Origin of the sequence: Micromonospora sp. S4605 (assembly GCF_003176715.1) — a bacterium.
GTDB classification, from domain to species: domain Bacteria; phylum Actinomycetota; class Actinomycetes; order Mycobacteriales; family Micromonosporaceae; genus Micromonospora; species Micromonospora echinaurantiaca.
The window spans coordinates 1-11,203 of record NZ_QGSW01000315.1 but is presented as its reverse complement, the minus strand read 5'-3'; the positions used below and the strand labels follow the sequence as shown (position 1 = coordinate 11,203).

Sequence of the window (11,203 nt, the reverse complement as noted above, 5' to 3'; positions counted from 1 at the left end):
GCCCCTCCACGAAGTAGCCGCGCCGGGCCGCGCCGCGCTGGCCGACGTGCTGCTCGAACGGCACGGGGTGGTCACCCGGGGCGCGGTGGTGGCCGAGCAGGTGGCCGGCGGTTTCGCCGCGGTCTACCCGGTGCTCTCCGCGCTGGAGGAGCGCGGCGCGGCCCGGCGCGGCTACTTCGTGGAGGGGCTGGGCGCGGCGCAGTTCGCGGTGCCCGGCGCGGTGGACCGGATCCGCGCGTTGGCCGAGCCGACCGACGGCGGGCCCGGTCGCGGCGGCGGGCCGACGCTGGTGCTCGCCGCCACCGACCCGGCCAACCCGTACGGGGCGGCGCTGCCGTGGCCGGAGCGGGTGGTCGACTCGGGCGACGGGGCGGCCCCGGCCACCGGGCACCGGGCGGGCCGCAAGGCCGGCGCCCTCGTGGTGCTGGTCGGCGGCGACCTGGTGCTCTACGTGGAGCGGGGCGGGCGGACGATCCTCTCGTTCACCGACGACTCCGACGCCCTCGCCGCGGCCGGCAAGGCGCTAGCCGACGCGGTCCACTCCGGGGCGCTGGGCGCCATGTCGGTGGAGCGCGCCGACGGCGAGGCGGTGCACTCCTCGCCGCTGCGCGACGCGCTCACCGCGGCCGGCTTCCGCACCACCCCGCGCGGGCTGCGCCTGCGCGGCTGACCAGCCGCTCGCCGGTCCAGGGCGGGCCGTCGTCAAGCGGGCGGGCCGGGGTCACACACTGCGCACAGCCACACGGGCACGGTCGCACCGGCCCGGCCGCTCCGGGCACGATCGCTCCAGCCACGGCCGCACCGGGCACGGTCACACCGCGCGCCGCGCACCGCCGCGCCGCGCACCGCCGCAGGCCGCAGGCCGCAGGCCGCAGGCCGCAGGCCGCAGGCCGCAGGCCGCAGGCCGCACCAGGCACGATCGCACCGCGCCAGGTGGCCCCGGGCATGGTCAGCGCAGGGTTGTGAGCACCTGCTCGTAGCGGGCGCGGTCGGCGGCGGGGGTCCTCGCCTCCAGGTAGTTGAGCACCACGGCGCCACGCCGGAACGACTGGCCGCTCCACGTCTCGGCGATGTCGCCGGCGCTGGTCTCGTCCGGGAAGACGTAGACGGTGACCCCGTCGGTGGCGACGATCTCCGAGCAGCCCAGCCCGAGCCCGTCCGGCCCGCAGTCGGCCGAGCGGTCCCGCGGGTTGCCCGCCTTCAGCCCGGCCGCCCGGAACGCGGCGACGACCTGCCGCGCACCGGGCGCCCCTGCCGGCCGGGCGGGCAGCACCACCGGCGGCGGGCCGGCCGGACGGCGTTCGGTGGTGCCGCTCGGCCCCACCGGCGCGGCGCGGCCCGGCGGGTCGGCCGCGGTGGTGCCCGGGGTGGTCGGCGGCGCCGCCGGGACGGCCGGCCCGGGGTGTCCGACGCCGGTCGAGGCGGAGGCCCCGGCGACACCCGGCCGCTGGTCGGCGTCGTCACCGCAGGCGGCGGTCAGCGCGGCCGTGATCACGAGCAGCGCGATGGCGGGCAGCTTCCGGTTGGTCACCCCGGCAGTCTGCGGACAGACCCGGCGACCCCGGCAGTGGCCGGTCGGCCAGTGCCGCTGTCCCATATCTGCCAGCACGTCCTGAAAATCCGGCGGACCCGCCCGGCCGGGTGCGGATACGATCCGGCCGGTCGCGGACGGGGAGGCGACGGTCGCGGACGGGGAGGCGACGGTCGCGGACGGGGAGGCGACGGTCGCGGACCGGAAGGCGACGGTCACAGGCGGGAAGGGGCCATGGTCGCGGGCGGGGAGGCGAGATGAGCGGGGTGCGGGTACGGCCGGCCGGGCCGGAGGACCGGGCGGCGGTCGACGCGTTGCACGAGCGCGAGTGGGGCGGGCCGTACGTGATCGCCCACGACACCCGCTTCGACCTGCGTACGTTGCCCACCCTGGTGGCGGTGGACGGCGCCGGCGCCGTGGTCGGGGCGCTCGTCCACCGCACCGACGCGGACGGCCTGGAGGTGGTCAGCGTGGTCGCGACGACGCCCGGCGGCGGCGTCGGCACGGCCCTGCTGGCCGCGGCGGCGGAGGCCGCCCGGGCCGCCGGCGCGGCGCGGCTCTGGCTGATCACCACCAACGACAACCTGCGGGCGCTGCGCTTCTACCAGCGGCGCGGGCTGCGGCTGGTGGGCGTGGACCGGGGCGCCGTGGACCGGGCCCGCCGGCTCAAGCCGAGCATCCCGACCGTCGGGGAGGACGGCATCCCGCTGCACGACGAGCTGATCCTGGAGCTGCGCCCGGCCTCGGACGAGGGAACGCCGGCCCCGGACGGGGAAGCGCCGGCGCCGGAGCGGAGGAACTAACCTGCCGGCATGGCACCGATCCCGTGGATCTCGCTGACCACCGACTACGGCCTCGCGGACGGCTTCGTGGCCGCCTGCCACGGGGTGATCGCCCGGCTGGCGCCGGCCGCCCGGGTGATCGACGTGACCCACCTGGTGCCGCCGGGCGACGTACGCCGGGGCGCGGCGGTGCTCGCGCAGACCGTGCCGCACCTGCCGGTCGGGGTGCACGTGGCCGTGGTGGACCCGGGGGTCGGCACGGCCCGCCGCGGAGTCGGCCTGGCCACGCCGGGCGGGCTGCTGGTCGGGCCGGACAACGGCCTGCTGCTCGACGCCGCGGCGGCGCTCGGCGGGATCACCTCCGCCGTCGAGCTGACGTCAGCCGGATGGCTGGCGCCGCGGGTCTCGGACACCTTCCACGGCCGGGACGTCTTCGCGCCGGTCGCGGCGCGGCTCGCGCTCGGCGCGCCGCTGGCCGACGCCGGCCCGGCCGTGGACCCGGACACCCTGGTCCGGCTGCCCGCGCCGGTGCTCGACCGCGAGGCCGGCGGGTTCACCGCCGAGGTGCTGACCGTGGACCATTTCGGCAACGTGCAGCTCGCCGCGCCGGCGGAGCTGCTCGCCGGGCTGCCCGGCCGGGTACGGGTGGCCGGCCGGGACGCGGTGCGCGGACGGACCTTCGGCGACGCCCCGGCCGGCGGGCTGGTGGTGCACGGCGACTCGGCCGGTCTGGTGGCGGTGGCGGTCAACGGCGGCCGAGCGGCCGAGCTGCTCGGCGTCGCGCCCGGCGACCTGCTCCGGGTCAGCACCCCGGACGCCGGCTGACCGCTGCGGGTCACCACCCCGGACGCGGCTGACCGCGCCGGGTCACCGTGCCGGACGCCGGCTGACCGCCTGGGCGCCGATTCCGGCGGGGCCCGCCGCGGCCTCGGCGGCCGCACCCGGCACGCCGGCCGGTCAACGGGCGGTCACCGCGAGGGCGGGTGGAGGATGGCAGGGTGCCCGAAGGTGACACCGTCTGGAACACCGCCCGCGTGCTGCACCGCGCGCTGGCCGGCGCCCGGCTGACCGGCAGCGACTTCCGGGTGCCCCAGCTCGCCACCACCGACCTCACCGGCTGGACCGTGCGGGAGTCGGCCAGCCGGGGCAAGCACCTGCTGCTCCGGCTCGCCGCACCCGACGGAACGCACTGGACGCTGCACTCGCACCTGCGGATGGAGGGCGCCTGGCGGGCGTACGCCCCCGGCGAGCGGTGGACCGCGCGGCCGGCCCACCTGATCCGGGTGGTGCTGCGCAGCCCCGGGGCGGTCGCCGTCGGCTACCACCTGCACGAGGTGGCGTTGGCGCCCACCGCCGAGGAGGAGTCGCTGGTCGGGCAGCTCGGCCCCGACCTGCTCGGCGCGGACTGGGATCCGGCCGAGGCGGTCCGCCGGCTGGCCGCCCACCCCGACGCGACGATCGGCGAGGCGCTGCTGGATCAGCGCAACCTGGCCGGCATCGGCAACCTCTACAAGTGCGAGGTGCTCTTCCTGCGCGGGATCTCGCCGTGGACGCCGGTGCGCGCGGTGCCCGACCTCGCCGGCACGGTCACCCTGGCCCAGCGGCTGCTCGCCGCCAACCGGGGCCGCTGGACGCAGAGCACCACCGGGTCGCTGCACCGCGGCCAGACCAGCTACGTGTACGGCCGGCGGGCCCAGCCCTGCCGCCGCTGCGGCACCGCCATCCGCAAGGAGGAACTCGGCGACCGGGTCACCTACTGGTGCCCGGTCTGCCAGCCGGAGCGCACCCCGGGCGGCGACGGAGGGTGACGCCGGCCGGGCTCGTCGACCCGGCCGCTCCGCGCCCCGCGCCGTGGAACTTCCACGGCCCGGGGGGACCTGCGACGACCAGCGTCGATGCCCGGCGTCACCGACGACCGGTGCCCGACAGCAGATACGGACGATTGGGTACTTCCTAACCCACCCGTCCGCGTCGCATGCTGCGGTTGAGTGCTCACCGATCGTCAACGCGAGCGCGATCGGGCCGCCACGCCGAGGTGGTGGCCGCCGCGCCCCGACCCCGGGGAGAGCCATGGTGATGTTCCGTCGACTCCGGATCCCCTGGACGGCCCGCCTCGGCGCCACCGCCGGCCCGCCCCGCACCGTCCCGGCGGCCCGCGCCGCCGACCCGGTCGCCCCCGCGCCGGCCAGCCTCGACCCGGCCGCCGTGCCGCGCTGCTTCGGTCCGGTGCCGAACTTCGCCGGCAGTCCCCGCCCGGTGGTCGACGCCGACGGCCGGGTGACGGCGGGCACCGGCCTCCGGAAGTTCGTCGACGCGCTGCCCGGCCTCGGCGCGCTGGGCGCCAACGACCTCGGCGCGCACCTGCCGGTGGCCACGCCGGACACCATCAGCTACCCGGGCTGCGACTACTACGAGATCGGCCTGCAGGAGTACGCCCAGCGCCTGCACCGCGATCTGCCGGCCACCCGGCTGCGCGGCTACCGGCAGCTCAACCTGGGCACCGACGCCGACGGGCACAACACCGTCGCGCCCCCGGAGCGCCCCTGGCACCTCGGGCCGGTGGTGCTGGCCCGGCGGGGACGGCCGGTGCGGATCAAGTTCATCAACCAGCTCCCCACCGGCCGCGCCGGGGAACTCTTCCTCCCGGTCGACCCGACCGTGTACGGGGCCGGCACCGGCCCGCTGGACGGCCCGGCGCCGTACCCGCAGAACCGGGCAGTGCTGCACCTGTCCGGGGCGCAGACGGCCTGGATCTGCGCCGGAAACCCGTGGCAGTGGATCACCCCGGCGGGCGAGATCACCCCGTACCCGAGCGGGCCCGGGCTGACCCACGTGCCGGACATGCCGCCGCCCGGGGCCGGCGCCACCACCCGCTACTACCCCAACGAGCAGAGCGGCCGGCTGCTCTGGTTCCACGACAACACCCTCGGCCTGGCCCGGCTGACCGTCTACTCCGGTCAGGTCGCGCTCTACCTGCTCACCGACCCGGCCGAGGAGCAACTGGTCGCCGACGGCGTGCTGCCGGCCGACCAGGTGCCGCTGGTGATCGAGGACAAGACCTTCGTGCCGGACGACACCCAGCTCGCCGGGGAGGACCCGACCTGGGACCGGGACCGCTGGGGCGCCCGGGGCAGCCTCTGGCACCCGCACGTCTACCAGCCCCGGCAGAACCCGTACCGGGCCAGCGGGACGAACCCGACCGGCCGGTGGGACTACGGCCCGTGGTCGCGTACCGCCGAGGTGGGCGGGCCGGTCGCCGCGCTCGACGGCGCCGGACCGGCGCACCCCGGCCCGGCGCCGGTGCCGAACCCGCACCACGACCCGGTGACCGACCCGGCGGAGCCGCCGTGGACGCCCGGCGTGCCGCATCCGTCGGCGGTGCCGGAGGTGTTCGGCGACACCATGCTGGTCAACGGCGCCGCCTACCCCTACCTGACCGTCGAGCCCCGCACCTACCGGTTCCGGATCCTCAACGCCTGCCTCGACCGCAGCCTCAACCTGGGCCTCTACCGGGCCCGGTCGACCGGGCCGATGTGGGCGGCAGACGGCGGGTTGGCCGACGCCGACGCCGGCGAGGTGCCGATGGTGGACGCGGTCCGGGCGCCGGGCCGCCCGTCCGGCTGGCCGACCGACGGGCGCGACGGCGGGGTGCCCGACCCGGCCGCCGCCGGCCCGGAGCTGGTCCAGATCGGCAACGAGTGCGGGCTGCTGCCGGCGCCGGTGGTGATCCCGAACCGGCCGGTGGGCTACCGGTACGACCGTCGCGACCCCACCGTGCTCAACGTCGACGGGCACGCCCTGCTGCTCGCCCCCGGCGAGCGGGCCGACGTACTGGTCGACTTCGCTAGCGTCGCCCCGGGCAGCACGCTCATCCTGTACAACGACTGCCCGGCCCCGCTGCCCGGCTTCGACCCCCGCTACGACCAGCACACCGGCGCGCCGGACCGCACCGCCGAGGGCGGCGCGCCGCCCACCCGGCCGGGATACGGCCCGAACACCCGCACCCTGCTCCAGTTCCGGGTGGCCGGCACGCCGGCGCCCCGGTACGACCTGGCCCGGCTGCGTGACCGGCTGCCCCGGGCGTACGCGGCCAGCCAGCGGCGGCCGATCGTGCCGCAACCCGGCCAGGACGCCGGCACCGGCCGGGCCACCCTGGTGCCGGCGCACGCCACCACTGTCACCTTCACCCCGGCCGGAGCCGGCGCTCCGGTGACCCTGCCGCTGCTCGGCAAGGTGGTGCAGCAGGTCTTCGAGCCCGGGTACGGCCGGCTGACCGGGCGGCTCGGCGTCGAGCACCCGCACGCCGGGCCACTCTCCCCCGCCACCCTGCCGCTCGACCCGACCGACCCGGCCACCGAGATCCTCTTCGCCACCGACCCGGCGGTCGGGATCGGCGCCCCCGCCGACGGCACCCAGCTCTGGCGGATCAGCGGGCACGCCCGGCAGACCCAGCCGGTGCAGTTCGACGGCTGCGACGTGCAGATCGTCAACCGGGTCGGCTGGGACGGCACGGTCCGGCCGGCGGAGGGAGCCGAGCTGGGCTGGAAGCAGGTCGTCCGGGTCGACCCGCGGGAGGACGTGATCGTCGCCCTGCGGCCGGTCGTCCCCGCCCTGCCGTTCAAGGTCGGCGACAGCGTACGGCTGCTCGACCCGACCCGGCCGGCCGGCGCGCGGACCGGCTCGACCCCGGTGAGCCCGGCCGACGGCCGGCCGGCGATGGTCCTGAACCACCTGGTCAACCTGGGCTGGGAGTACCGCTGGCACAGCCGGCTGGCCGGGCACCGCGACCAGGGCATGAGCCGGCCGCTGGTGCTACGGGTCGCGCCGAAGGCGCCCACCGGGCTGACCGCCACGCCCGCTCCCGGCACGGCCACCGCGCTGCCGGCCATCGCGCTGGCCTGGACCGGCAACGGCAGCCGCCCCCCGGCCACCAGCCACCTGCTCCAGCGGGCCACCGACGCCACCTTCGCCGAAGGGCTGACCGAGATCACCGTGGCGGCCACCGCCACCCGGTACACCGACGCCACCGTCACGCCCGGGGTGACCTACCACTACCGGATCCGCGCCGAGAACGCGGTCAGCTGCTCCGCCTGGTCGAACAGCGTGCCGGCCGCGGTGCGGCTGACCGCGCCCGCCGGGCTGGCAGCGGTGGTCCCGCCGGCGGCGCCGCTGCGGGTCGCGCTGCGCTGGGCGAACCGCTCCTTCGCCACCGGCATCGACGTGCAGCGGGCCACCAACCCGACGTTCACCAGCGGGCCGGGCACCACCGCGATCGGCGTGGGCGACCAGCACCTGGACACCGCCGTCGCCCCGGACACCACGTACTACTACCGGGTGCGGACGACGTACCTGGGCGCTGCCTCACCCTGGTCGACGGTGGCCACGGTGACCACCCCGCCGGTGCCCGCCACGCCGACCGCGGTGAGCGCCACCGCCACCGCGCCCGGCCCGGACACCGCCACGGTGATCCTGGGCTGGTCGGCCAGCACCCCGACCGGGCCGGGCGCCGGGTTCATCGTGCAGCGGGCCCTGGACCCGGGATTCGGCCGCGAGGTGGCCACCTTCACGGTCACCGGCCGGGGGTTCACCAACACGGGCCTGGCCCGCGGGGTCACCTACCACTACCGGATCCGCTCGTTCAACGTCGTCGGCGGCTCGCCGTTCACCACACCGCTGGCGGTCGCCACGCCGCAGTGACCGGCCGGCTCAGGGGGCGCGCAGCGGGGTGTTGACGGCGCGCAGCTCGGCCAGCGCCGCGGCGACGCCGTGCAGCAGGTCGGTCGCCTCGGTCAGCTGGGCGGCGGCCGGGTGCTCGGCGTCCGGGCGGGCGTCCTCGGCCACGTAGCCGGCGGCCGCCACCACCAGCCGCTCGTACGCGGCGACGCCGCTGTCCAGTTGCGCGGTGAGCGCCCGGTGCGCCTCGGCCAGCGGCGGGCGGGCGTCGGCCGGGGCGAGCCGCAGCGCGCGTTCCACACTGGCCACCCGGTTGGCCAGGTCCCGCAGGGACCGGTCGGCCGTGGCCGCCTCCACCACCGCCGGCTCGGCGAGGCCGGTGAGCCGGGGCGCCATTCCGGCCAGGGTCAGCGCCGCCCGGTCCAGCCGGGCCCACGGCTCGGCGGCGCTGGTGCCGCGCAGCGCCACCCGGGAACGGACCCGGCGTACCTCGGCGAGCACGCCCGGGCCGACCGGGAGCCGCTCCACCGCGGCGACCAGCCGGGCCCGGGACCGGGCGGCGGCCTCGGCCGGGTCGAGCGGCGGCGGCGCCGGCCGGGCGGCCAGCGCGCGCAGGTCGATCCAGCGCCAGGCGGCCAGCGCCACGGCGCTGCCGGCGCCGGCGGCCCACGCCGCGTCCGGCAACCCCAGCCCGGCGTACGGGGTGAGCACGGCGGGGGCGCCACCGAGCCCGCCGGCCAGCACGCTCCACCGGCGGGCGGACCGCCGCAGCCGGCTCAACCGCCGGAAGTACCGGGTTCGCTCGTCTGCCACCTGTGCCTCCTCGACCCCCGGCCGCTCAGCCTGCGGCGGTGGTGTCCCCCGTGCCTCGTTCCCGGCTCATGCTGGCCCGGATCTCGTCGAGCCGGGCGGCGGCCGCCGGGTCGGCGGCCGGCGCGGCCGGCGCGGCCTGCTCGGCGCGGGGCGCGGCGGGCTGTTGCCGCTGGGCGCCGAGCTGCTCACCGGCCATGCTGGCCCGGATCTGCTCCAGCCGGGCCGAGCCGGCCGAGTCCAGGGTCGCCTTCTGGATCTCCAGCATCCGCCCCTCGACGGAGTTGCCGGCCAGTTCGGCCCGGCCCATCGCGTTGGCGTAGCGCCGCTCGATGCGGTCGCGCACCTCGTCCAGGGTGGGGGTGGTGCCGGAGGCGGTCAGCGCCGACATCGACTCCAGCGACTGGGCGACGCTCTCCTGCATCTTGGCCTGCTCCAGCTGGCTGAGCAGCTTGGTGCGCTCGGCGAGCTTCTGCTGGAGGATCATCGAGTTGTTCTCCACCGCCTTGCGCGCCTGCGCGGCGGCCCCGAGCGCCTGGTCGTGCAGGGTCTTGAGGTCCTCGGTGGCCTGCTCGGCGGAGACCAGCTGGGAGGCGAGGGTCTGCGCGGACTGCTCGTAGCGCCCGGCCTCGGCCTCGTCGCCCCGGGCCCGGGCCTGGTCGGCGAGGACCAGAGCCTGCCGGGCGTTGCCCTGCAACCGCTCGACCTCGGACATCTGGCGGGAGAGCTTCATCTCCAGCTGGCGCTGGTTGCCGATCACCGCGGCGGCCTGCTGGACCAGCGCCTGGTGCTGGCGCTGCGCCTCCTCGATGGCCTGCTGGATCTGCACCTTGGGATCGGCGTGCTCGTCGATCTTGGCGCCGAAGAGCGCCATCAGGTACTTCCAACCCTTGACGAACGGGTTCGCCATCTCCGCGGTATCCCCTCAGTCGCGTCGCTGCGCCGCACCGTGCCGCACGGCCCGACGGTGGCGGTGCGGCGCTGGCTCCATCGTCCCAGCCGGACGCCAGCGGGGCATCCGTACCGGCCGGTGGGCAACACCGGCACCGTCCGCGATCAACCCTACGCGGCGCGGGCCACCGACGGCCATGGAGCGCGGTGGGTGGGGATCAGGCGGCGCAGACCACGTCGCGGTCGGCCTGGCGGACCCGGCTGCTGCGCAGGGTGGCCTTGAGCGGGGAGTCCTGGTGGACCGAGACGGCGACCTTGCCGTCGGAGCTGACCTGGTGCACGGCGCGGCCGGTGGCCTTGCGGACGGCGGGTCGCGCCACCGCGGCCGGCTCGGCCGGCTCGTCCTGCACCGGCACCAGCACGCCCGGCATCTGCTCGGCGAGCGCGACGGTGTCGCTGACCTCGCGCAGCAGCTCGGACAGGCGCGCGCCGAGCGCGTCGCAGATGGCGGCCAGCAGCTCGCTGGAGGGCTCCTTCTGGCCGCGCTCGATCTCGGAGAGATAGCCGAGGCTGACGTTGGCCGCGGAGGAGACCTCGCGCAGGGTGCGGTGCTGCCCCTGCCGGCGCGCCCGCAGTGCGTCACCGATCACCCGGCGTAGCAGGACCATCGCACCTCCCCCTGAGGGACACCTCTGTCGCCCCCGGCCGCCCGGCCCGGCACGGCGACCGCGCCGGCCCCGACCGCCGGAGCCTTCCCGCAACCGTACCCGTTGCCGCGCCCGGCGACATCCCACCCCGCCCGGGGATCGCGGGTTGTCTGCCCTCCGCAGACCCGCTCCGCCGGCCGACGCCGCGCGGCGGCCCCGGAACGGGCATGATCAACGCCACATCGCCGGCACGGGGGCCACGACGGCACCGGGACACCGCGATGCCGACGAGACGGCGTGGCTCACACGCCGGCGGCGGTCCGATCCGCGTCGGCCTCGTGGATCCGCTCGGCCAGCAGCCGCAATGCCTCGATCACCGCCGCCGCCCGCACGTGGTCCCGCCCGCCGTCCAGGTCCAACTGGCGCACGGTGCTGCCGCCCGGCCCCGCCACGGCCACGTAGACCAGCCCGACGGGCTTGCCGTCCTGTGGCTCGGGGCCGGCCACCCCGGTGGTGGCGAGGCCCCAGTCGGCGCCGCAGCGCCGCCGGCCGCCCTCGGCGAGCGCGGCGGCCACGTCCGGGTCGACCGGCCCGCGCTCGGCGAGCAGGTCCGCCGGCACCCCCGCCAGCTCGGACTTCAGCTCGGTGGCGTAGACCACCAGCCCGCCGCGGAAGACGCCGCTCACCCCGGCGATCTCCACGATCGAGGCGGCCAGCAGGCCGCCGGTGAGCGACTCGACAGTGGCCAGCGTCTCCGCCCGCTCGGTCAGGCGGTGCACCACCGCCGCCGCCGGGCTGCCGACCGGCCGCTCCCCGTTCGCGTCGCTGCTCTGCATGTCCCCGATCCTTCCCCCCACCCCCCCCCCCCC

10 protein-coding genes are annotated in these 11,203 nt (G+C 77.3%); 5 read left to right on the top strand and 5 right to left on the bottom strand.

Going from position 1 to position 11,203, the window contains the following annotated elements:
* Positions 1-670, top strand: a 670-nt coding sequence (locus tag DLJ47_RS28105; protein WP_446723607.1) for an Lhr family helicase, incomplete at its 5' end; no start/stop codon positions are given.
* A 279-nt stretch (positions 671-949) separates the two neighbouring features.
* On the opposite strand, the gene DLJ47_RS28100 is transcribed toward DLJ47_RS28105, so the two are convergent.
* Positions 950-1,531, bottom strand: a complete 582-nt coding sequence (locus DLJ47_RS28100) for a hypothetical protein (RefSeq protein ID WP_109904399.1) — start codon at positions 1,529-1,531, stop codon at positions 950-952.
* A gap of 257 nt (positions 1,532-1,788) precedes the next feature.
* On the opposite strand from DLJ47_RS28100, the gene DLJ47_RS28095 reads away from it, so the two are divergent.
* From DLJ47_RS28095 to DLJ47_RS28080, 4 genes are all read left to right on the top strand, one after another.
* On the top strand, positions 1,789-2,334 hold the full coding sequence (locus DLJ47_RS28095) for a GNAT family N-acetyltransferase (RefSeq protein ID WP_109904397.1): 546 nt from the start codon (positions 1,789-1,791) through the stop codon (positions 2,332-2,334).
* 9 nt (positions 2,335-2,343) lie between these two features.
* Positions 2,344-3,138: an SAM hydrolase/SAM-dependent halogenase family protein gene (locus DLJ47_RS28090; protein WP_109904395.1), complete on the top strand. Its 795-nt coding sequence runs from the start codon at positions 2,344-2,346 to the stop codon at positions 3,136-3,138.
* Between the two features lie 173 nt (positions 3,139-3,311).
* Positions 3,312-4,121 (top strand): DNA-formamidopyrimidine glycosylase family protein, encoded by an 810-nt coding sequence (locus tag DLJ47_RS28085; RefSeq protein ID WP_109904393.1) that lies wholly within the window; start codon positions 3,312-3,314, stop codon positions 4,119-4,121.
* Positions 4,122-4,383: 262 nt separating this feature from the next.
* Positions 4,384-8,010, top strand: coding sequence for a hypothetical protein (locus DLJ47_RS28080; RefSeq protein ID WP_109904391.1), 3,627 nt, complete (start codon positions 4,384-4,386; stop codon positions 8,008-8,010).
* A 9-nt stretch (positions 8,011-8,019) separates the two neighbouring features.
* Here the strand turns inward: DLJ47_RS28080 and pspM are convergent, their stop codons facing one another.
* The 4 genes from pspM to DLJ47_RS28060 all read right to left on the bottom strand — a co-directional run bounded on the left by pspM (position 8,020) and on the right by DLJ47_RS28060 (position 11,170).
* Positions 8,020-8,799 carry a phage shock envelope stress response protein PspM gene (gene pspM / locus DLJ47_RS28075; protein ID WP_109904389.1) on the bottom strand — a complete coding sequence of 260 codons (780 nt, stop codon included), beginning with the start codon at positions 8,797-8,799 and terminating at the stop codon, positions 8,020-8,022.
* A 25-nt stretch (positions 8,800-8,824) separates the two neighbouring features.
* Positions 8,825-9,706, bottom strand: a complete 882-nt coding sequence (locus DLJ47_RS28070) for a PspA/IM30 family protein (protein WP_109904387.1) — start codon at positions 9,704-9,706, stop codon at positions 8,825-8,827.
* 199 nt (positions 9,707-9,905) lie between these two features.
* Positions 9,906-10,355, bottom strand: coding sequence for a helix-turn-helix domain-containing protein (locus DLJ47_RS28065; RefSeq protein ID WP_109904385.1), 450 nt, complete (start codon positions 10,353-10,355; stop codon positions 9,906-9,908).
* 281 nt (positions 10,356-10,636) lie between these two features.
* Entirely contained in the window at positions 10,637-11,170 is a 534-nt protein-coding gene (locus DLJ47_RS28060) for a CinA family protein (RefSeq protein ID WP_109904383.1), read from the bottom strand.
* Between the last annotated feature and the right edge of the window lie 33 nt (positions 11,171-11,203).

What these genes read in the sequence shown, in the direction of transcription:
- DLJ47_RS28095 (WP_109904397.1), top strand. Translation starts at nt 1,789, where the DNA reads ATGAGCGGGGTGCGGGTACGGCCGGCCGGGCCGGAGGACCGGGCGGCG.
- DLJ47_RS28090 (WP_109904395.1), top strand. Translation starts at nt 2,344, where the DNA reads ATGGCACCGATCCCGTGGATCTCGCTGACCACCGACTACGGCCTCGCG.
- DLJ47_RS28080 (WP_109904391.1), top strand. Translation starts at nt 4,384, where the DNA reads ATGGTGATGTTCCGTCGACTCCGGATCCCCTGGACGGCCCGCCTCGGC.
- DLJ47_RS28070 (WP_109904387.1), bottom strand. Translation starts at nt 9,706, where the DNA reads ATGGCGAACCCGTTCGTCAAGGGTTGGAAGTACCTGATGGCGCTCTTC.
- DLJ47_RS28065 (WP_109904385.1), bottom strand. Translation starts at nt 10,355, where the DNA reads ATGGTCCTGCTACGCCGGGTGATCGGTGACGCACTGCGGGCGCGCCGG.
- DLJ47_RS28060 (WP_109904383.1), bottom strand. Translation starts at nt 11,170, where the DNA reads ATGCAGAGCAGCGACGCGAACGGGGAGCGGCCGGTCGGCAGCCCGGCG.